A 20,748-nucleotide genomic window follows, 5' to 3' on the forward strand; every position below is an offset into this window, starting at 1 on the left:
CACATTGACAGGGACGGAATCGTCCCTCGTTCAGGCCCGGAAAGGATCTCGAGCGACAGGCCGCTTTTCTCCGTTCAGGCGCGGAGGACGTTTTGCGCGAAAGCACCCTTCATGTTTCCCGGCGGCTCGAAGACGAAGACGATGTACGTCTCGAAGTATTCGCTGCCCTGACCCGAAACCCGTCCGATGCCGACCTTCGTGCTGCCCTTCCAGACGAGCTGCGTGAAGTGTCCGCTCGCGCCGCTGAACTGGGCCGCGTCGAAGTCGTACGCACTGATCTCGTCGTACCAGCTCTTGACCGCGTCCGATCCGGGCAGGACCTCGGAGCCGCCACCCCAGAAGATGTTCTCTCCCGTTCCCGCACGCAGACCCGTATGGCCGGCCTGCAGGTCCTCCTGCTCGGACCGGGAAGCGGCGCGCGACTTGGCGTAGGCGTTGAGCTCCTCGTCGAGCACCAGCGGCGGCGCGTGATGCTTGGCCCGGTAGGCGTTGGCTTCCGCGAGGGCTTCGGCCTGGAATTCAGGCGTCGTGCTGTCCGGGAACGGGGGGCGAGTTCCTGCCACGGGACGTCCTTGTCTGACGCAATAGGCGCCTGCTCATGCCGCAATTCCTGCTGAATGCGGCTTCGTCGCCAAATCTTCTATCGCACGTCTCCATGTGACAAGTCCCTATATCGGCCAGGCGGACTATAGGGGAAAGTCCTAATCGATTCGGCCGGCTGGAATCGCACCGGTGGCATCGCAGATACACCTGGCGGGGCGACACCCTGAAATCAGTGCAAGGTTGCTTGCGTCCCCAAAATTATGACATGTCAGCACAAGTCACCAGGTATCAATGGCCACGAAGAGTAGCTATATCCGCTTCGTACCAGAGCAGATAAAACACACCTGCCAGGGAACGCGCCGTCGCCGGTCGGTTCCCATCGGCGCCGCGACGACGGCACGCGGTACGGCGATCACGCTGCCCCCGGCGGACCTCCACCGGCATCGCCTCAACCAGCCCCGTCGAAGGCGAACCACACGACGCACCACGGCGCCTCCTCGAAGAACCCCCACCGCGCCGACATCGCACGCAACAACCCGACCCCGCGTCCCCCTTCCTCAAGCCGTTCCGCGGCCCGGTCACACGTGCACGGCACCGTGCCGGCGCCGCCGTCCACGACCTCCACCTGCACCTGTCCGCCGTCCCCTGCGAGGACCACGACCCCGACGGCGTCCGACCGGGTGTGCACCACGGCGTTGGTGAAGGTCTCGGACAGCAGCAACACCGCGTCGTCACACCGCGGATGCCCCGCCAGCACCTCACGCAACCACCGCCGCGCCTCCGCAACCGCACCCTCAGTGGCCGCGAAGCCGGCCCGCGCCACCACCCGCAGCGGGGGAGGCTCCTCACCCACGACACCGTCCTGTACCGGAATCACATGCCCTCCAATGCGGAAGAAGTCCAATGCCGAACGCCGAACCGGGTCTCACCGCGGCCAAGCCGGTGACATGACCACGATCGGTGCCACCGCCACGGCCGTCAGCGCCGCCGTTCACGGCGGCACCCCCAGCCACTCCGCCGCCTCACGGTCGCGCACCCCGGCGGCCACCTCGTGAGCCACACGAACCTCGAAACCGTCCCCGCCGCCATGGGTACGGCCCGAGACCCCGGACGCCACGTCGACCAACCGCAGCACCCCCACCCCCGCGACCAGCAGCACCACCCCCGTGAACGTGACATCCGGCGCGACCGTGACCCTTACCGCCCCGCCGTCCGGACACGCCACCGCCAACTCCGCGAGGATCCACCCCAACGCGAGAACACACGACCCCCCACAGAGCAGCACCCCTCCCACCACGGCCCTCCGCGGCCACACCACGGTCAGCACCGCCATGGCCAAAGTGATCCCAAGCAGCACAACCCCCGCACCCCCCGCCGCTCCGACATCCCCGGCGAAAGCCCACGGCAGTTCCCACAGGGAAACCCGCCGACCCCCCGGCAACATCACCCACGGCCGCGTACTGCCGACCAGCACCACGCCGGCCACCCCTCCACACCACACCGCGTACCGAACCCGACGGACCCACTCATACGGCCTGGCCTCTGCGTACGTCACAGCTGAACATCCATTCCAACGGGGGAGACGAATGAACCCCCGAAACCGCCGGCTCCGGCCGGACAGCGCCGCGGCCCGGCCGTGACGCGAGCCCGGTGACCTCCCGGAACCCGCCGATCTCGGTGTCCGGCCGCCGACGCTAGGCCGCCCCCAAGGTCACCGGAAACCACCTGCCACGCCGCTCCCGGTCACCACCACGCCCCACCGTGGCCAGACCCCGGCCGCATCCGACGTAGCCGACTCACCACACCCCCGACCTGCTCAGAGCCACTCCACGGCCCCTTCCGCCGACCTCACCCCATCGCCGGTCATCCCTGCGTCGCGAAGGCGCCGTCTGTGTGCCGTCCCCGCCCTTGCCAACCCGGAATCCCCGTCCCGCCACGACCAGGACCCTTACGGTGATGACACGAACACATTCAGTGATCGATGATCCCGCTGTGAAGAGGAGTCGCACATGTCCGGTCGGCTGACCTTGCTGAAGGCGCTGCTGATGAAACGCCACCAGGTGACCCACCGCGCGTTCTGCCTGGAGTACGACAAGGTGGCGAGAAGCATCGACCGCACCCTGGTCGGCTCCTCACCCAGCAAGGAGGCCTTCAACCGCTGGGTGAACGGCCGCGTCCGGACCAAGCCCCAGGCGGACCACTGCCGTGTCCTGGAGCGGATGTTTCCCGGCCACACCGTTGCGGAACTGCTCGGCCCGTACGACCCTGGAACCAAGGACTCCAATGTCCCCGGCACCCGCTCCGACTCCCGGGAGGCGGCCACGAACCGGCGAGAAGTTCTCCACCTGGGCGCGGCCGTGGCGCTGGGCCTGCCTGAAAGCATCCGGCGCGGTCCCGACCTGCTGGAACAGGCTCTCGACTCCACCAGCGCCGGCGAAGGCCGCCTGCTGTACCTGGAATCGGAAAGCGACCGCCTCGGCCTGACGCTGGAGAGCGTCCTTCCCGCGACCCTCATGGCCGGTGCGCTGACCCACCTGAGCAGCGTGCGCGAACTCCTCACACAGCGCCAGCCGATCGAGACCCAGCGACGACTCGCGCGCATCGGCGCGAAACTCTCGATCGTCGTGGGCCACATACTGTTCAATACGGATCAGTTCCCGATGGCGCGTCGCTGGTACATGGCTGCCGCACGCGCAGCAGAGGAAGCTGGCGACTCCGTTCTTGCCGACCTGGCTTTGGTCGGCAGTACGTTCATTCCTATGTATTCGGCGGAACCACAAACCGTCCTTAGTGCGGTCACTCCGAGGTTGGAGCAGGCTGTAGGCGCGACTCCTCCTCTCGCCTGGTTGTGGGGTATGGCCGCAGTGGCGCACGCCTCGTTGGGGGAACGGGCGGTGTTCGAGCGCTGCATCGAGCGGTCCCGTAACATGCTCGACCGGTGCGAACCCACGGCCCTCCATGCGGGTGTCCTGTCTTTCGAACTGGCGCGTCAAACCTTCTACGAGGCCCGCGGTCGTGCGGACCTCGGGGACGTCGACGGGACCGGTGACGCCACGAATCGAGCCTTGGCTATCTACGACCCCACCGTCACCAGCGACCCCGCACTCGTACGATTTGCTCACGCCAGCGTCCTTGCCAAGACCGGTGAGGTCGAAGAAGCCTGCCGTATCGCCACGGCTGCTCTTCGTGACCCCCACACGCTACCGATCATCAGCGTGGTGGTACGGGCCTATGACTTCGACGCTGTGCTCACTCAAACGGGCTCAACCACCGCCGATTGGCGAGAAGCGCTGGCAGACCTTCGTGTTCTTGACTCCGCTGGGATATCTCAACAGGGCAGGTGACAAGAGTCATCCCCAGCCGATCAGTGCCGAAGCCGTGGCACGCGATACCTCACTCGGCGTGGACCGCAACTCCGCTTCCAACTCCTCAACCACGCGCCGAGCAACCGTCTTGATCCGTGCGTTCCTACCACTGAGCTCCTGCTCGAAGGTCCGAGCAGTCGGCCCGACCCATATCGCCTGACTTCCGAACTGGGAGCAAACTGGGTCAAGTACGGTCTCAAGCACCTGCACGTGACTTCGGATGATAGCGAGAGTGGCTTCCAGTTCCGTGTACTTGGGGTTGGGAACCAGGTCATCGTCAATAGGCAAGGTCAGGCTCCTACCGCGCGGGGAGGCTGGATACTTGTTGGCGCAGAGGTTCTCACTATGATTATGCGACTCTAGACAGCGCTTCGGCCAGACACGGAGGCTAGCCCATGCTTGGCATATCATCTCCGATTAGACTCCGCTGTGGCGTTTTCTGCTTTTTGGTGCTACTCACTATATCTCTGGCGTCATGCTCCAATGCCGATGGTCCCACGGCTGCGCAAGCGGGTCAAACTCTTAAGTCTCATGTCATTCGGCTACTAAAGGAGAGAAATGCGCAAAACGTAACAGTGACAGATCCGGGAGGGAGAAACCTGCCTTGTGCTGAGGGTCAGGCGAGGCAAACGTTCGCGGCAGAAGGGGCTGATCTGGATCCTGGTACTAATCCGGATGCCCTCAATGACATGTTGGTTGGTGCGTTAAAGCGTGTCGCTACCTACAGTATAGTTAGCGACAGTGGCGGAGTTGTTAGACTTGCTAGTTCCTCGACTCGCACAAATCTGACGCTCAACTCCCGAACGCCTGGAGTCTATGTCGTTCGCGGGGAGACTGAATGCCTTCCTGTTGGTTAGTTTATCTATCGAATTCCAGGCTTCGTAACATGCCACGTTCCTTGCGTCCCTCGAATCGATCCGCATATCGGTTCGTGAGTTGACCGAACGCTAGATTTTCCTTTCCACCCATGCCGTTTGCTATAAACCAGCGATCGAGTTCATCGTAGCCGGTGGTACCCAAGTCGATAATTTCTGAAAATGGCCGAAGGTTGCCATTCTGGTCGGCAAGTTTAATGCCAGATCGGCTAGTCGTATCGTATTCGCTTGGAGTGGCATCGGGATGGAATCCAGCATTTAGGAGAGCTTGGGCGATAGTGTGCTGACGGCCGAGGGTTTCTTTCATGTCAGACGCTCTGATCTTGTCGACCTCACCCTCAGGCTCATCCTTGGTGGTGTCGTAGTAGGACACACGGCGCTGAGGCCGGTGTAGATCATCGCTTTGCCTCCCTCGAAGGCGAGGCCGACGACCCCCATGGCGTTGCCGATCAAGAGGCTCTGTAGTTGACGGGTCTCTTCGGCGGCTTGGTCCTTGGCGTTCCCCCAGGCTTCTCTGGCTGTCAGTTCGAAGCCTCGGACGTTGCCGAGAGCGCCGAAGATGTCGTCCAGCCGGGTCGGGTCATTGGACTTGATCATCTGGGGGACGGCTTCGTCGACCAGGCGGGTGGTGAGGCGGTCCATCCCTGCGTGGAAGGGAATCTGGTTGGCCAGGTTGTTGGTGAAGGTCTTCAGGAAACGGTAAGTGTCTTCGGGGCTGAGGCGGAAAGCGGGCTTCAGGCCGGGGAGGGAAGAGTCGACGGGGGTGTTGGAGCTGTCGAGTATGTGGTTCCTGTCGCCTAGGTTGGCGCCTTCCAGGATTTCGGTGGCATAGGAGCCGGCGATCTCCGACAGATGCACTCTGGTTTCCTCGCCGAGGTTCACGTCGTCGAGGGTGGTCATGACGGTGAAGGCGAAGCGGGAGGCTTCGGGGGTGTGTGCGCCGTCTTTTTCGTTGTAGGCGCCGGAGGCGGCGGCCAGGAGTTTGCCGAAGGCGTCGGCGGAGGTGGGGTCGGTCGAGGTGCGGGTATTGAGGGTTCTGAGGAAGGTGGCGAGGTCGGGTCGTTTGTCGGGGGTGGGGGGTGTGGGAGGGACGAGGGTGGTGAAGGTGTCTTTGGGGAGGGGGGTGTCTTTGGTGGCCAGGGCTATGGCCAGGCGAGCTGCGCTGGGGTCTTCGGCCAGAGCGTTGAGGTAGGGGGTCAGGGTTTTGCCGGTGGCTTTGGCGTCGAGGGTGAAGATCTGGGCCGCGGCTACTTGAGCGAGCCATTCAGTGGGGAAGCGGCCGGTGGAGATCAGGTCGCCGATGGCCTGCTGGTCGTTGTGGGACTCGGCTCGGTTCTTCATGGCGTTGGCGATGGTGGCGAAGCCGGGGGTGGCGGTGCCTGCGGTGACGGCGGTGGCGAAGGCTTTGCTGACGGTGTCCACTGCGGAGTCGTCGCTTTCCTGGAGGCCGCGGCGCAGGTGGTGGCGGAGGGTGAGGGTGTGGCGCAGGCCGAGGGTGGCGAAGAAGGCGGCGGTGACGTTGGGGTCGGCGGTGTGGTCGGCGAGGGTGTCGATGATGTGCTGGTACTTCTCGTCGAGGCCTGGGTCGAACAAGGCGCCGGGGTCGATGGTCTTGTACCGGGTGGCCAGTGCGGTGCCTAGTGCTCGGGCCTCGGCGGGGGTGAGGTGGGTTTCCTCTTTGTAGGGGATCAGGTGGGGGGTGCCTTCGGGGGTCCAGCCGGGAAGGTTGCTGGTGGCGCGGGCTGTTTCGTTACGGCGGCGGAGTTCGACGAGTTTTGTGTCGATCCAGTGTTCTATTTCGGTTATGGGGTTGAGGGAGGAGGTGGGGAGTGCGGCGGCATTGAGGGCCAGGCGGATGGCTTCTGTGTGTTCTGCGATCTGGCTGCGTGCGTGGTCGAGGGTGTTTATGAAGGCGTCCATCTGGGGTGGGTCCATGCCGGTGAAGTCGGGGGACAGGGGGCCGGTGCCTGGTTGCGGTTGTCCCATGTCTTCGCCCCCTGTGGATGCGTTGATGGTCCTGTCTTCACGTCCCACGGATGTGTCGATGGCCCCGGTTCCGCGCTCTGCCGATCTGTTGATTTCCCCGTCTTCACGGTAACGCAGGTGGGGGTGGGTGCGGCGTGGAGTTCAGCGGGGGAGCTGCTCGGTTGACGGGAGGTCGGGGAGGGTGGGGTCGGCCAGGTCGGCTTGGAGGCCTGCTTGGTGGCCTTTGTGGTAGCCGGTGGGGTTCAGGGAGGTTTGTCGGGCTTTACGGAGGCCGGGGAAGCGGCGGGTGAATTCTTGGATGACCAGGGGTTTTCGGTCGGCCAGGACCAGGGCGGCGGTGGTGTCTTTCAGGTCTTCGGCCAGTTGGGTGGTCTGGGTGTGGATTTTGGTGGCCACTCCGGCGCCGAAGCCTACGTAGAAGGCGCGGCGGAAGGATTTGGTGGCGGATTCACGGTTCGCCGCAGGAGGCGGGGTGTAGGTGGCGAGAGCCGGTTTTACGTGGATTTCCATTTGGAGGGTCAGGGACGGCAGGAGGAGACGGAGGCTGTCCAGCACCGGGGTGGGGCCGATGATGGTCATGGTGACCCGGACGGCGGCGCGGATGCCTCGGCCCTGGGGGGTCGTCCAGTGCTGGGCCGCCTTGCAGCCCATGGCGTCGCAGACGAGGTGGAGGGACCAGCAGCGTTCCCTGGCGTGGCCGCCGCGGTTGGAGACGTCGAACTCCAGTGCGTCGATCTGCTCGGGACGGCCGGTGGCGTGGCGGCGGACGGCGGAGGCGTCGAGGCCGTGGCGGAGCATGAGAGCGGCGGCGTGGGCCGAGGCCACGGCGGCTTCCTCTTCGCCGGTGGCGGGGTGTTCGGCGAGGTCGAGGAGGCGGCGGACGCGTTCCATGATCTTGTCCAGGTGCGCCTGGCCGGTGCTGGTCAGCGGACGGGTCTCCTGGTCTCGTGGGTCCGGACGGTGGGAGATCACCAACTTAGCCGATGTGCCGACGCGGCCGAGGTGCGTGTGCGGGTGCGGTTCGGGGGGTGGGTTCGCGAGTGGGGAGGTGACCGGTTGGGGTGATAGGAGCGGGATGTGTGGTCGTGGGGTCGCGGGGAGCCGGCTTGGTGGTGAAGGCGCGGATCAGGGGAGTCGTGCTTGGTGTGATGGGAGAGGTGGGTGTCTGGGGAGGGAGGGCTGTTGATCCCGGCATGGGGGGAATATCGGGAAACGGTGATTGAGGGGTGAATATAGGGGTGGAGAGTTATGTGCGTGGGTGTCCGGGGGGGTGGTGGGGGCCGGGTTGGGGTGGGGGAAAGGTTGGAGGGACATTTGACGCGCGGGACTAGAGATACCGAGAAAAGCCTTGCCTTTGCTTTGCGGGTCGCCGACACATTCGGTTAGCGTTGAGTGGACAACCTGGGCCGGAGGTCGCGTGCTGAAGGGTGGGTGGACCCGCGGTCGCTGGAGGAGGGCTCGTCGATGGACCCGCTTGTGATCGACCGGCTGCGTCCCGGGGACCACGTGTGCGTGACCTATGACGATGACGACCAGCGGCGGGCCGCGCTGGTGGGGTCGGCTTTCGCAGGGGTTCGTCATCATCAGAAGCTGCTGTATTTCGCGGGTGAGCCCCTCGCCACGGTGTTCGCCGATCTGGAGGCCGGTGGGGTCGATGTGCGGCGTCTGCTGGACGCGGGGCAGTTCCAGGTGCGGTCGATCGCCGAGGGGTATCTCGCGGCGGGACGGTTCGAGCCGGAGGCGGTGATCGGCGGCTGGGCGCGCGAGATCGACAACGCGCGGGACCTCGGGTACGCGGGGTTGCGGGTCATCGGCGACATGACGTGGGCCGCGGGGGAGGTGCCGGGAGGTGAGCGGCTCGAGTGGTACGAGGCCGAGGTGAACCGCGTCTTCGCCGGTGGGTTCGCGATGGCGCTGTGCCAGTACGACCGGCGGTTGTTCGCGCCGGACCGCCTCAGGCGGCTGTCGGCGGCGCACCCGAGTGCCTTCACGCCGAACGCGTCGTTCATGTGGCGTCCGCTGCTGCGCATCCTGCGTACCGCCGACCCGCCGGGGGTGCGGCTGATGGGTGAGGTGGACGCGTCCAACCGCGGGGCGCTGGCGGCGACGCTGGCGGGGCTCGCGGAGGACTTCCCCGACGCCGGTGTGCCGCTTACTCTGGACGTGGAGCGGCTGAGATTCGCCGACGCCGCGGCGGCCCGCATGCTCGTCCAGGCGGCCGACGCCGTGCCGGCGGGGGTGCGGTTCACCGGGTGCTCGCTGCCCCTGGTCAGGTTGCTGAAGCTGGCGGGTTTCGACCCGCGTCCCGTCGGAGGCCCCGGCCTCCGGGGGGGTGCCGGTTCCGGCCACATGAAGTCCTCTGCTTTGGGTAGCAGGGGACGCGACGGGCCGGGTGCCGGGGAGGCGGCGGACGGCGCTGGTGAAGGACGACCGGAGGCGTTGAGATGACGGTGTCGGCGTCGGCGCAGGAGCCGACGGATGATCCTTTTCGACATATCGGTCTCATCTACCGTGACTTCGACGAATATGCCGCCGGGTGCGTGTCGTTCCTGGAGCAGGCCCTGGCGCTCGGCGAACCGGCCTTGGTGGCCGTGCCGGGTGACCGGGGTGAGCTGATCAGGTCACGCCTCGGGGAGAGGTCGGCGGACGTCGTGTTCCGTGACATGGCCGTGGCCGGCCGCAACCCCGGACGTATCATCCCGTCGGTGCTGCTCGCCTTCGCCGAGGCCAACCAAGGCAGGCGGGTGTGGATCATCGGTGAGCCGATCTGGCCGGGCCGCAGCCCCCTGGAGTACCCGGAGTGCGTGGCGCACGAGGCGCTCATCAACACGGCGTTCACCGGCCGGGACGCGGCGATCCTGTGTCCCTACGACGCGGCCGGCCTGGACCCGAGCGCCATCGACGACGCCGCGGTCACCCACCCGCATCTGCAGGACGGTTCGGACGTCTGGTCGAGCACCGCGTACGGCGACCCGGTGGTGACGGCCATGACGTTCGACTGGCCGTTGCCGGCGCCGCCGCGCCAGGCCGCGATGTTCCCGTTCGACGGGTTCGGCTCGCTGGCGCCGCTGCGGGAGTTCGTGGCGGGATGGGCCGGGGCCGCGGGGCTGACGGAGCAGCGCACCTGCGACCTGCTGATCGCGGTGAACGAGCTGGCGACCAACACCGCCGAGTACTCCAAGGAGCCCGGCACCGTCTGGATGTGGTGTGAGGACGGCCTGCTGGTGTGCCAGATCGACGACTTCGGCACACTCGACGACCCGATGGCGGGACGGATCCCGCCGCCGGACGCCGTGAGCCGGGGACGCGGCATCCTGATCGTGAACGAGCTGGCCGATCTGGTGCGGATCCATCGCCGTCCCGGAGGCACGTCGGTGCGCATCCATTTCGAGCTGCCGTCGCCGGTCGAAGGCCGCTAGAACGCCAGGGTTGTCCTGTTTTTGGAGCAAGTGAGCACTTTGCGTGATTGATCAGGGAGTCTGCGGGTAGCCGTTCAGTGAAACGGTGACCCGACGGACGAGGTGACGACGATGGCATCCATGGTTGACCGCATCAAGGAATACCTCCGCAGCCCCAAGGGCCACGAGCACGTGAACCGGGCCAAGACGATGGCCCGCGACCCCCGCACACAGCACCGGGTCCGCGAGTTCATGGACCGGCTGCGGACCCGCCGCACCCATCACTGAGCGACGTGACCGAGGCGCGCCACCCGGCCGAGGGCCGGGGCGGCGCGTCCCGCGTGAAAGATCCGCGGGGCCGGGTGTCGGGAAGCGGTGCGGACCTGGCAGGCTTGCCTGAAGTGTGATCTGCCGACCTGTGGAGGCTGGCCTTGCGGGGACCTCTCAGTGACATCGTCGTCCTCGACCTGTCCCGCGCGCTGGCGGGACCGCACGCGGCGCAGATGCTGGGTGATCTCGGCGCCACAGTGATCAAGGTGGAGCAACCCGGCACGGGTGACGAGTCACGCGGGTGGGGACCGCCGTTCGCCGGGCCGGACGGCGACATATCGACGTACTTCCTGGCGGCCAACCGCAACAAGCGCTCCATAGCCGTCGACCTCAAGAGCGAGGAAGGCGCGGCACTGCTCACCCGCCTCGTCCGGCAGAGCGACGTGCTGGTGGAGAACTTCCGCACCGGTGTGCTCGACCGCCTCGGCTTCCCGGTGGAGCGGCTGCACGAGCTGAACCCCCGCCTGGTCGTGCTGTCCATCACCGGCTTCGGCCACGACGGCCCGGAAGGCGGCCGTCCCGGCTACGACCAGATCGCGCAGGGCGAAGCGGGCCTGATGAGCCTCACCGGCCCCTCACCCGCCGAGCCGTACCGGGTCGGGGCCTCCATCGCCGACCTGCTGGCCGGCATCCACGGCGCGTACGGCACGGTCGCCGCGCTGTACGAGCGGGAACGCACCGGCGAAGGCACGGTGGTGCGCACCTCCCTGCTCGCGTCGGTGGTCGGCGTGCACTCCTACCACGGCACCGCGTGGACGGTCGGCGGCAAGGTCCCCGCGGCCGGCGGCAACCACCACGCGTCCATCGCGCCGTACGGGGCCTTCCGCTGCGCCGACGGCATGATCCAGATCGCGGTGGCCAACGACACCCAGTGGCGCAGGCTCGCGCCGCTGCTCGGCATGGACGCCGCGGATCCGAGGTACGCCGCCAACAAGGACCGTTTCGCGCACCGCGAGCAGCTCGTCGCCGACATGGAGCGGGCCCTTTCCGCGTACGACCGCGCGCACTGGCTGGCCGAGCTGGCCGCCGCCGGCATCCCGGCCGGCGCGATCCGGTCCATCGACGAGGTGTACGCCTGGGACCAGGTCCGTTCCCAGGGCCTGGTGGTGACGGTGGACCACCCCGTGCTCGGCCCGATCGAGCTGCCTGGCCCGCCGCTGCGTTTCGACGGCGCGCCACCCGCCGAGCACCTGGCCCCGCCGGGACTCGGCCAGGACGAGCGGGCCGTGCTCGACTGGCTGGCCGAGCGGGAAGCGTGACCGCGGCACGACCCGACGTCCGCACGCTGATCGGCACCGTGCTGGACCCCGGGACCTTCACGTCGTGGGACGACCCCCCGGCGGACCCGGCCGCGCCGGGTTCGGCGTACGCCGAGGAACTGGCGGCCGCGCGGGCCAAGAGCGGCTACGACGAGTCGGTGATGACCGGTGAGGGGTTGCTCGGCGGACGCCGGGTGGCCGTGATGACCTGCGAGTTCTCCTTCCTCGCCGGCTCCATCGGGGTGGTCGCCGCCAGGCGGCTGACGCGGGCCGTCGAACGGGCCACCGCCGAGGGGCTGCCGCTGCTGGCGTCACCGGCGTCCGGCGGCACCCGCATGCAGGAAGGCGCGCTCGCCTTCGCGCAGATGGTGAAGATCAGCGCCGCGGTGTCGGCGCACCGGGCCGCGGGCCTGCCGTACATCGTGTACCTGCGGCATCCGACGACCGGCGGGGTGTTCGCCTCATGGGGGTCGCTCGGCCATGTCACGGCCGCCGAGCCCGGCGCGCTGATCGGCTTCCTCGGGCCGAGGGTGTTCGAGTCGCTGCACGGTTACCCCTTCCCCGGTGGGGTGCAGGTCGCGGAGAACCTCTTCCAGCAGGGCCTGGTGGACGCCGTGGTGTCCGCGCGGGACGCACGCGAGGTCGCCATCCGCGCGCTCGCCGTCCTGTGCGCGCCGAAGGACGGCCCGGTCGAGCGGCGGCCCATGCCGCCGGAGGAACCGGCCCTGACCGTGGACGCCTGGGAGGCCATCACCCGGTCACGCAGGGACGACCGTCCCGGGGTCCGCGGCCTGCTCAAGGTCGCCGCCACCGACGTCACGCCGCTGAACGGCACCGGCGCCGGTGAGAACGACCCCGGGTTGCTGCTGGCGCTCGCGAGGTTCGGCTCCGTGCCGGCCGTCGTGATCGGCCAGGACCGCGGCAGGCAACGGGCCGGCCGGCACATCGGCCCCGCGGGGCTGCGGGTGGCGCGGCGCGGCATGCGGCTCGCCGAGGAGCTCGGGCTGCCGCTGGTCACGGTGATCGACACCCCCGGCGGGGCCCTGTCGAAGGCCGCGGAGGAAGGCGGACTGGCCGCCGAGATCGCTCGCTCCCTGGCCGACCTCGTCATGCTGGACGCGCCGACCGTCTGCCTGCTGCTCGGCGAAGGCGCCGGCGGCGCCGCGCTGGCCCTGCTGCCGGCCGACCGGGTGCTCGCCGCGCAGCACGCCTGGCTGTCGCCGCTGCCTCCCGAAGGCGCCTCGGTGATCCTGTACCGCAGCGTCGACTTCGCCGAGGAGATCGCACGCGCGCAGCGCGTGCGGGCCGCCGACCTCGCCGCCGACGGCATCGTGGACCGGATCGTGCCGGAACTGCCGGACGCGGCCTACGAACCGGAGGCGTTCTGCCGGCGCGTCGGCCACGCGCTGGAACAGGAGATCGCGGACCTGCTGGCCCGCGAGCCGGACGAGCGGCTGGCGGGCCGGCTGGACCGCTACCGGCGGCTCGGCGAGGGCTGACCGGCTCCGGGCCGCGTGGGGATGGGGACCCGCTCGACCCTGATCGAATGCACCTCGTCGTGCGGCACCACGACCTCGTACGCGCCGTGGTCGACCATCCAGTAGCCGAGCGCCTCGGCGCGCAGACCGCTGTGACCGGTGTAGGCGATGTGCAGCCCGTCGTCGTCCTCGTCGAGCACCACACACGGCTCGCCGCCGAACGCGCCGACGGTGCGCAGCAGCACCAGCCACTCCAGCTCGTCGCGCCGCACCTGCCGCCGCCAGTAGCCGCCGGCGGCGTCGAAGCCCTCGCGGGCCTCCTCGCTGAACAACGTGACGTCGTCGGGGCCGGGGCCGAGGGCCGCGGCGAAGGTCTGGTCGTCGAGGCGCGCGACGTAGCCGAGGCCGACGGGCTCGATGCCGGTCATGCCGCGCGCCGCCACGTCAGCCCGTCGAACGCGGCGAACCCGCGCTCGCCGCGTGCGGTGATGTGCCGGATCTCGGCGCCGGCCGGGATCGGCATCGGCGGGGTGTGGAACTGGGGGACGACGTGGCGGCGCGAGGTGGTGAACCCGTTGCCGGCGAACGGCGGCGAATCGTTCCAATCTCCACCCATGTGCTGGCCGTACGGCACGACATAGGTGTCGGTGTCGCGGACCTGCCAGCGCAGGACGTACACCTCGGGGACCGTCGCGTCGAGCTCGGAACCCTCGAAGGTCAGATCGAGCGCGGAGACGAGCTGCTCCGGGCCGTCCAGCCGCGAGCAGTCCTGCACGCGGTAGACGTAACCGGAGATGATCGTGCGCTGACCCGCCAGGTAGGGCACCAGCAAGCGCGGCGGGATGACCTTCTGCATCTGCGTCAGTGGTGCCAGCTCGCTCACACCGGCATTTTACGATCTGCCGACCTCGGCATTCGGCACTGCGCGATAAATATCTGGACGCCGGTGCGCGAGCGACGGCACGGTCGCGCGCACCCGGTCGGTCTCGGCGGGGTCGATCTCGACGACCTGGACGGACGCGGCCGGGCCGAGGTCGGCGCGCACCACACCGAGGGGATCGACCAGCATGCTGCGGCCCACGCCGAAACCGTCGGCGGCCTCGGGGTTCGGCGCCTGGCCGACGGCGACGGTCCACGTCGTGTTCTCGATGGCCCTGGCCCTGACCAGGGTGGCCCAGTGCTCTTCCTTCATGGGGCCGGTGCCCCACGCGGCGATCACCACGAACGCGTCGGCACCCTGGTCGACCAGCGCGCGCGCCAGCTCGGGGAAGCGCACGTCGTAGCACGTGATGAGGCCGAGCCGCAGGCCCGCCAGCTCGGCGACCACCGGCGTGTCACCGGGGGCCACCAGGTCGGACTCCTTGGCGCCGAAGGAGTCGAACAGGTGGATCTTGCGGTAGGCGGCCACCCGCCGGCCGCGCCGGTCGAGCACCACGGCCGTGTTGAACACCCGGCCGTCCGCCGGCTCGAACGTGCCGAGCACGACGGCCACCTCGTGGGTGCGGGCCGCGTCGGCGACCGCGGTGAGGAACGGCCCGTCGAGCGGCTCGGCGGCGTCGGCCACGCCTTTGCCGAACCGGGTGAGCGTGGCCTCGGGGAACACGGCGACGGACGCGCCGCGCGAGGCCGCCTGGCCGAGCGCGTCGCGCACCCGCTCCAGGTTGGTCTTGGAGTCGGTGGACACCGGGATCTGGCACAGGGCGATGCGCGTCACGCCTCAAGGGTACGGGCCCGCGGGCTCAGGCGCCGGGTTCCGGTGCCGTCCTGTGGACGGCGCGACGGTTCGGCACGATCTCCCACCAGGTGAGGCACCGCCACACCCACTCCAGCGGGCCGTGGCGGTACCGCGCGAGCCACCATCTGGCGAACGCCGCCTGCGCCACCAGCGCGGTACCGGCCAGCGCGAAGACGCTCCACCGGGTGAGGTCGGCCGCCAGCAGCGGCACCGCGGCCAGGATGATCACCGTGCCGGACAGGTACATGGTCAGCGCTGTACGGCCGAGCGCCTCCAGCACGCCGAGGGAACCGGGCCGGTACCGCAGCCACAGCAGCAGGCCGGTGCAGTAGGCGGTGGCGGCGAGCAGGCCCGCCACGGGGTAGACGCTCACGGTGAACGGGAACTCGAACGTCTCGGGCCTGGCCCACAGGTACCCCCACACGGGGACCAGGACCGCCGCGACCGTGCCGGTCACGAGGAACACCGGCCACAGCAGACGCGGCGACGGCTCGCCTCGCATGACGGCCGTGCCGAGCAGGCACAACCCCGGGATCAGCCACACACCCCCCGCGTGGAACAGCACGGCCCACAGCGTGCCGCCGGCCCCGGCGAGCAGGACCACCCACCGCGGCAGGTAGGAGGCCGGCAGCAGCAGGAGCGCGCCGCTGAGCGCGTACGGCAGCAGTACCTCGCCGGGGTTGACGAGCCGGTGCAGCAGCCCGAGCGCCGCGAGCACGGCGAGCCGCCGCAGCAGCGCGGCACGCGGGAAGGGGGTCCGGCCGGCGGCCGAGCGGAGGAACAGCACCACGCTGACGCCGAACAGGAACGAGAAGATCGGGTAGAAGCGGCTCTGCGCGAGGTTCTCCACGAGCCAGTCGGCCGTGGCCGGCACGCGGTCCTCGACGGCTCCCGCGGTGTGCTGCCAGGTGTTGACCACCATGATCCCGCACACCGCGAACCCCCGCAGGACGTCGATGTCGCGTATGCGGGTCATGGCCGTACGGTCCCGGCATAGGGTGCGAAACCGGCAATCACTCGACGAGGGTAGCCGAGCCCGTTCCCCGCACGAGCCGGGAAGGCACCCGGCCAGGGACGGCCGAGGCCGCCGAAGGCGACGCGCGGGGAACACGGCTAGGCTGACCGCGTGGACGAACCTCTGGTCAGTCGCATGCGTGTCTTCGGCACCACCGTCTTCGCCGAGATGACCGCGCTCGCCGTGCGCACCGGGTCGATCAACCTCGGCCAGGGGTTCCCCGACACCGACGGTCCGCCGGCCATGCTCGACCAGGCCGCACGGGCCGTGCTCGGCGGCGCGAACCAGTACCCGCCGGGCCCCGGTCTTCCCGAGCTGCGCCAGGCCGTCGCCGACCACCGCAAGAGCCACTACGGGCTGGCGTACGACCCCGACGGCGAGATCCTCGTCACGGTCGGCGCCACCGAGGCGCTCGCCGCGTCGATCCTCGCGCTGTGCGAGCCCGGCGACGAGGTGATCGTCTTCGAGCCGTACTACGACTCCTACGCCGCCTCCATCACCCTCGCCGGCGCGGTCCGCCGCGCGGTGCCGCTGCGGCCCGTGGACGGCAGGTTCACCTTCGACCCCGCCGAGCTGCGCGCCGCCGCCGGCCCGCGTACCAAGGTGATCCTGGTCAACTCGCCGCACAACCCCACCGGCACCGTGTTCACCCGCGAGGAGCTCACGGTCATCGCCGAGCTGTGCCAGGAGCGCGACATCATCGCCGTCACCGACGAGGTGTACGAGCACCTCACCTACGACGGCGTCGAGCACGTCCCCATGGCCACGCTGCCGGGCATGCGCGAGCGCACCGTCATGATCTCCTCGGCCGGCAAGACGTTCTCGGTGACCGGCTGGAAGACGGGGTGGATCTGCGCACCCGCGCCGCTGGTGCGCGCCGTGCAGACCGTCAAGCAGTTCCTCACCTACACCGCCGGCGGCCCCTGGCAACTCGCGGTCGCGTACGCGCTGCGCGAGGAGCTCCCCTGGGTCGCGCAGCTGCGGGACGCGCTCGCCGCCAAACGCGACCGGCTGTCGGACGGCCTGCGCGCCGCAGGGTTCGCGGCGTACCGGACGTCCGGCACCTACTTCGTGCAGACCGACATCCGGCCGCTCGGCTTCACCGACGGCATGGAGCTGTGCCGGCGGCTGCCGGAGCTCGCCGGGGTCGTCGCCATCCCCACCCAGGTGTTCTACGACCGTCCGGAACTCGGCCGGCACTTCGTCAGGTTCGCGTTCTGCAAGCGGGACGAGGTCATCGACGACGCGGCGTCCAGACTGCGCCGTCTGCAGGGAAACGCCTGACGCGGTCTGTAAAGAGTTCTACACTCAACGTGTCCAAAACCCCTGATAACGGATGCGCACCGTGGAGGTATGGCAATGACGCTCCGCCTCAGCGACGACCGCCTGGAGGCCCTGCGCCGGCGTGCCGACAAGGAGGGGCGCACGGTGCAGCAGGTCGTGCAGGCCGCCGTGGACGAGTACCTCACCCGCCACGACGCCGACGAGGAGGTTCGGCGACTAGGCGCGGCGGCCGTCGGCCACTGGCGCACCGCGCTCGACCGCATGGACGGCCCTGACGGCACCGGCGGCCCTGGCGGCACCGGCGGCCCTGGTGGCACCGGCGGCCCTGGTGGCACCGGCGGCCCTGGTGGCACCGGCGGCCCTGGCGGCACCGGCGGCTCCGGCGGCCCGCACGGCCTGTCTGGCCTCGGCGGATGACGCGGTACCTCACCGCACCCCAGATCGTCGACCTCGCCGCGCTCACGCTCGGCGAACAGCCGGTGCTGCGCGACCCCGGGTCGCTGGACGCCGCCGTCCACCGGCCCCAGGCGTCCATGTTCGGCCACGAGGCGTACCGGCACCTGCTGAGCAAGGCCGCCGCGCTGCTGCACTCCCTGGTCACCGGCCGTCCGTTCGCCACCGGCACCACGCGGGTCGCCTGGGTCTGCACCGTGGTCTTCCTGTCGTACAACGGGATCGAGCTCGACGCCGCCGACGACGCGGTGTGCGAGCTGGTCCGGACGGTTGCGGCGGGACGGTTCGCCGACATGGACGAGATCGCGCAGGCTCTCTGGGGGTTCCGGGCCATCGTGTGACCCCCGAGCGTTGGCGACAACAGCCGAAGGACGCCGCTTTCCTGGGCGATTGTGGCCAATGAGAGGGAGGCCCAAGGGGGCTAGCTTCGGGCTGTGGGTGAACGCGTACTTATAGCTCTCGGCGGGAACGCGATGACCGCGCCGGACGGGACCGCGTCCCCCGTGCACCAGCGGCTGGCGGTCGAGCGGGCCATGCGCCACGTGTCCGCGCTGATCGACGCCGGCCACCAGGTCGTCCTGACGCACGGCAACGGCCCCCAGGTGGGGAACCTGCTGCTCAAGAACCAGATCGCCGCGGCGGTCGTGCCCCCCGTACCGCTGGACTGGTGCGGCGCGCAGACCCAGGCCACCATCGGCGTGCTGGTCCTCAACTCCCTCGGCCACCGCTCCGTCGTGGTGGTCACCCGCACCCTCGTCGACGCCGCCGACCCGGCGTTCAGCGACCCCGTCAAACCCATCGGCAGCTACTTCGGCCCCGACGAGGCCGCCAGGTTCGAGGCGCTCGGCGAGACGTGGCGCGAGTTCCCCGGCAAAGGCTGGCGCCGCGTCGTCGCCTCACCCCGGCCGCTGGAGATCCTCGACGCACCCGCCGCGCTCACCCTCATGGAGGCCGGGTACACCGTCGTCGTCGCAGGCGGCGGCGGAGTACCCGTGGTACGCCTGCCGTCCGGCGCTCTCACCGGGGTAGAAGCCGTGGTGGACAAGGACGCCACCGCCGCCGTGCTCGCCCCCGCCGTACGGGCCGGCGTGCTGGTGCTCGCCACCGACGTACCCGCCGCCGTCATCGGCTACGGCACCCCCGGCGCCAGGCCCATCGGCCGGATCTCCGTGGCCGACATGCGCGCGCTGCTCGACGCCGGGCACTTCGGCAGTGGCAGCATGGGGCCCAAGGTGGAGGCCGCGCTGCGGTTCGCCGAGACCGGGGGCCGGGCCGTGATCACCTCGCTGGAGAACATCGGCGAGGCGCTGACCGGCGGTGTCGGCACCGTCGTCGAAGGATGAGAGGTAGAGGACATATGCCGGACCCGATCGAGGTGCGCAAGGTCGCCATCGAGAGCGTCACCGACGCCGGAGGGCTGTCGAAACTGATCGACGAAGGGGTCATCGAGGCCGACCGGGTGCTCGCCGTGATCGGCAAGACCGAAGGCAACGGCGGGGTGAACGACTACACCCGCATCCTCGCCGACCGGGCCTTCCGCGAAGTGCTCGTCGCCAAAGGCACCCGCACCCCCGACGAGGTCGCGCAGGTGCCACTGGTCTGGTCCGGCGGCACCGACGGCGTACTCAGCCCCCACGCCACGATCTTCGCGACCGTCGACCCCGCCTCCGCACCCGCGAGCGACGAACCCCGGGTCTCCGTCGGGGTCGCCATGAGCGACGTGATCCTCCCCGAGGACATCGGCCGTCCCGCCATGGTCGAGAAGGTCGCCGCCGGCGTACGCGAAGCCATGAAGGCCGCCGGCATCGAGGACCCCGCCGACGTCCACTACGTGCAGACCAAGACGCCACTGCTCACCCTCGCCACCATCACCGACGCCAAGTCCCGCGGCCACGACGTCATCACCGAGGACACCGGCCCGTCCATGGACATCTCCAACTCCACCACCGCTCTCGGCATCGCCGTCGCCCTCGGCGAGATCGACATGCCGTCCGCCGACCAGATCCACCGCGACCTGTCGCTGTACTCCAGCGTCGCGTCCTGCTCCTCCGGCGTCGAACTCGACCGCGCGCAGATCGTCGTCGTCGGCAACGTCCGCGGCATCGGCGGCCGCTACCGCATCGGCCACAGCGTCATGAAGGACGCACTGGACGCCGACGGCATCTGGGAGGCCATCCGGTCGAGCGGCATCGACCTCCCCGACCGCCCCCACCCGAGCGACCTCGCCGGCCGCCTCGTCAACGTCTTCATGAAATGCGAAGCCGACCCCTCCGGCCGCGTCCGGGGCCGCCGCAACATCATGCTCGACGACTCCGACGTCCACTGGCACCGCCAGATCAAAGCCACCGTAGGCGGCGTGGCCGCCTCGGTGACCGGCGACCCCGCCGTCTTCGTCTCCGTGGCCGCCGTCCACCAGGGCCCCTCCGGCGGCGGCCCCGTGGCCGCCATCGCCGACCTCGGCTGAACCTCACCGTCCGGCTCGGAAGCACCGGTACCGGAACGCTTCGGAGCACCCTGAAAAGCCTGGACTGCCGACTCTCGTCTTCAGACGCCGGGCCGTCACGGCTTCGTGGTCGTGCCGGCCCGAAGGGAGATGCGGCCCCTTTCGGGACCGGGGCTCCTGTGGTCGATGCCGACCCATCGGAGGCCGGCAGCCCAGCGCACCTCCCGGTGTCCGTGGGTGCGACGCCGCACCGGGACCAGCGAGTTCCATTGGCCGGTAACGGTGAGTTCCGTATCGGCGGTCCCTGAGGTTTCGGCTGTGCTGTGGCGAAGCGTCGGTCTCTCTGTCTCTCTGTGGAGCTCCTCACGAGGAAGGGCGGCCGCCGGTACTTTCTGTCGTGCGTGTCGCTTCATTGTCCTTTTCAGGCAGTCGATCTGCGGTGATCGCCGAGGAGGATCGACGCGTCGTTCGTGTTCCCTTCGGGAATCAGAAGTGCTTATGGCCAGCCGAATCTCGCGACGCGCGTCATTTGATGCACAAAGCTTGTCAAAATGCACAGATAGATGTATCTTTCATGAATGGGA

21 protein-coding genes are annotated in these 20,748 nt (G+C 69.0%); 11 read left to right on the forward strand and 10 right to left on the reverse strand.

Translation table 11 applies throughout. The annotated features are described in order from the left end of the window. Positions 1–74: 74 nt before the first annotated feature. The 3 genes from BJ992_RS11670 to BJ992_RS11680 form a co-directional block, all read right to left on the reverse strand. The gene (locus tag BJ992_RS11670; protein WP_184980325.1) at positions 75–563 is read right to left on the reverse strand and encodes a CAP domain-containing protein; all 489 of its coding nucleotides are present in this window, start codon (positions 561–563) and stop codon (positions 75–77) included. A 428-nt stretch (positions 564–991) separates the two neighbouring features. Then, complete coding sequence (locus tag BJ992_RS11675) at positions 992–1,396, reverse strand: ATP-binding protein (protein ID WP_184980327.1); 405 nt, start codon at positions 1,394–1,396, stop codon at positions 992–994. Positions 1,397–1,534: 138 nt separating this feature from the next. Continuing rightward, on the reverse strand, positions 1,535–2,029 hold the full coding sequence (locus BJ992_RS11680; RefSeq protein ID WP_184980329.1) for a hypothetical protein: 495 nt from the start codon (positions 2,027–2,029) through the stop codon (positions 1,535–1,537). 523 nt (positions 2,030–2,552) lie between these two features. On the opposite strand from BJ992_RS11680, the gene BJ992_RS11685 reads away from it, so the two are divergent. Beyond that, on the forward strand, positions 2,553–3,887 hold the full coding sequence (locus tag BJ992_RS11685) for an NsdA family TPR-like regulatory protein (protein ID WP_184980331.1): 1,335 nt from the start codon (positions 2,553–2,555) through the stop codon (positions 3,885–3,887). 879 nt (positions 3,888–4,766) lie between these two features. Here BJ992_RS11685 and BJ992_RS11690 read toward each other — a convergent pair. From BJ992_RS11690 to BJ992_RS11700, 3 genes are all read right to left on the reverse strand, one after another. Next, complete coding sequence (locus BJ992_RS11690) at positions 4,767–5,090, reverse strand: hypothetical protein (protein WP_184980333.1); 324 nt, start codon at positions 5,088–5,090, stop codon at positions 4,767–4,769. Further along, the gene (locus BJ992_RS11695) at positions 5,087–6,769 is read right to left on the reverse strand and encodes a hypothetical protein (protein WP_184980335.1); all 1,683 of its coding nucleotides are present in this window, start codon (positions 6,767–6,769) and stop codon (positions 5,087–5,089) included. The genes BJ992_RS11690 and BJ992_RS11695 overlap by 4 nt, the downstream gene beginning before the upstream one ends. Positions 6,770–6,910: 141 nt before the next feature. After that, a complete protein-coding gene (locus tag BJ992_RS11700; protein WP_184980337.1) occupies positions 6,911–7,741 on the reverse strand; it encodes a DUF2786 domain-containing protein in 831 nt (276 codons plus the stop codon). Positions 7,742–8,233: 492 nt separating this feature from the next. Here BJ992_RS11700 and BJ992_RS11705 point away from each other — a divergent pair, with 492 nt between their 5' ends. The 5 genes from BJ992_RS11705 (at position 8,234) to BJ992_RS11725 (ending at position 13,255) form a co-directional block, all read left to right on the forward strand. Beyond that, positions 8,234–9,217, forward strand: coding sequence for an MEDS domain-containing protein (locus BJ992_RS11705; RefSeq protein ID WP_184980339.1), 984 nt, complete (start codon positions 8,234–8,236; stop codon positions 9,215–9,217). Beyond that, entirely contained in the window at positions 9,214–10,188 is a 975-nt protein-coding gene (locus BJ992_RS11710; protein WP_221474772.1) for a sensor histidine kinase, read from the forward strand. Before BJ992_RS11705 ends, BJ992_RS11710 begins: the two co-directional genes overlap by 4 nt. 111 nt (positions 10,189–10,299) lie before the next feature. Continuing rightward, positions 10,300–10,455, forward strand: coding sequence for a hypothetical protein (locus BJ992_RS11715; protein WP_184980341.1), 156 nt, complete (start codon positions 10,300–10,302; stop codon positions 10,453–10,455). A gap of 143 nt (positions 10,456–10,598) precedes the next feature. Further along, positions 10,599–11,756: a CaiB/BaiF CoA transferase family protein gene (locus tag BJ992_RS11720; RefSeq protein ID WP_184980343.1), complete on the forward strand. Its 1,158-nt coding sequence runs from the start codon at positions 10,599–10,601 to the stop codon at positions 11,754–11,756. Then, positions 11,753–13,255, forward strand: coding sequence for a carboxyl transferase domain-containing protein (locus tag BJ992_RS11725; RefSeq protein WP_184980345.1), 1,503 nt, complete (start codon positions 11,753–11,755; stop codon positions 13,253–13,255). The genes BJ992_RS11720 and BJ992_RS11725 overlap by 4 nt, the downstream gene beginning before the upstream one ends. On the opposite strand, the gene BJ992_RS11730 is transcribed toward BJ992_RS11725, so the two are convergent. The 4 genes from BJ992_RS11730 to BJ992_RS11745 are packed head-to-tail and all read right to left on the reverse strand — an operon-like array spanning position 13,231 to position 15,945. Continuing rightward, on the reverse strand, positions 13,231–13,662 hold the full coding sequence (locus BJ992_RS11730) for a hypothetical protein (protein WP_184980347.1): 432 nt from the start codon (positions 13,660–13,662) through the stop codon (positions 13,231–13,233). The two genes, BJ992_RS11725 and BJ992_RS11730, sit on opposite strands and share 25 nt — an antisense overlap. Next, positions 13,659–14,117: a hypothetical protein gene (locus BJ992_RS11735; protein ID WP_343072617.1), complete on the reverse strand. Its 459-nt coding sequence runs from the start codon at positions 14,115–14,117 to the stop codon at positions 13,659–13,661. The genes BJ992_RS11730 and BJ992_RS11735 overlap by 4 nt, the downstream gene beginning before the upstream one ends. Before the next feature lie 9 nt (positions 14,118–14,126). Next, on the reverse strand, positions 14,127–14,948 hold the full coding sequence (locus BJ992_RS11740) for a nitrilase-related carbon-nitrogen hydrolase (RefSeq protein ID WP_184980349.1): 822 nt from the start codon (positions 14,946–14,948) through the stop codon (positions 14,127–14,129). A gap of 25 nt (positions 14,949–14,973) precedes the next feature. Beyond that, positions 14,974–15,945 carry a DUF418 domain-containing protein gene (locus tag BJ992_RS11745; protein ID WP_184980351.1) on the reverse strand — a complete coding sequence of 324 codons (972 nt, stop codon included), beginning with the start codon at positions 15,943–15,945 and terminating at the stop codon, positions 14,974–14,976. Positions 15,946–16,095: 150 nt separating this feature from the next. On the opposite strand from BJ992_RS11745, the gene BJ992_RS11750 reads away from it, so the two are divergent. The 5 genes from BJ992_RS11750 (at position 16,096) to bar (ending at position 20,185) form a co-directional block, all read left to right on the forward strand. Then, on the forward strand, positions 16,096–17,268 hold the full coding sequence (locus tag BJ992_RS11750; protein WP_184980353.1) for a pyridoxal phosphate-dependent aminotransferase: 1,173 nt from the start codon (positions 16,096–16,098) through the stop codon (positions 17,266–17,268). A 69-nt stretch (positions 17,269–17,337) separates the two neighbouring features. Further along, positions 17,338–17,685 carry a ribbon-helix-helix protein, CopG family gene (locus BJ992_RS11755; RefSeq protein WP_184980355.1) on the forward strand — a complete coding sequence of 116 codons (348 nt, stop codon included), beginning with the start codon at positions 17,338–17,340 and terminating at the stop codon, positions 17,683–17,685. Beyond that, positions 17,682–18,062, forward strand: a complete 381-nt coding sequence (locus BJ992_RS11760) for a type II toxin-antitoxin system death-on-curing family toxin (RefSeq protein WP_184980357.1) — start codon at positions 17,682–17,684, stop codon at positions 18,060–18,062. Before BJ992_RS11755 ends, BJ992_RS11760 begins: the two co-directional genes overlap by 4 nt. 93 nt (positions 18,063–18,155) lie before the next feature. Then, a complete protein-coding gene (locus tag BJ992_RS11765) occupies positions 18,156–19,064 on the forward strand; it encodes a carbamate kinase (protein ID WP_343072618.1) in 909 nt (302 codons plus the stop codon). Positions 19,065–19,078: 14 nt separating this feature from the next. After that, a complete protein-coding gene (gene bar, locus BJ992_RS11770; RefSeq protein ID WP_184980359.1) occupies positions 19,079–20,185 on the forward strand; it encodes a barbiturase in 1,107 nt (368 codons plus the stop codon). Positions 20,186–20,748: the final 563 nt, after the last annotated feature.

It is taken from the genome of Sphaerisporangium rubeum, assembly GCF_014207705.1.
Taxonomy (GTDB): Bacteria; Actinomycetota; Actinomycetes; order Streptosporangiales; family Streptosporangiaceae; genus Sphaerisporangium; species Sphaerisporangium rubeum.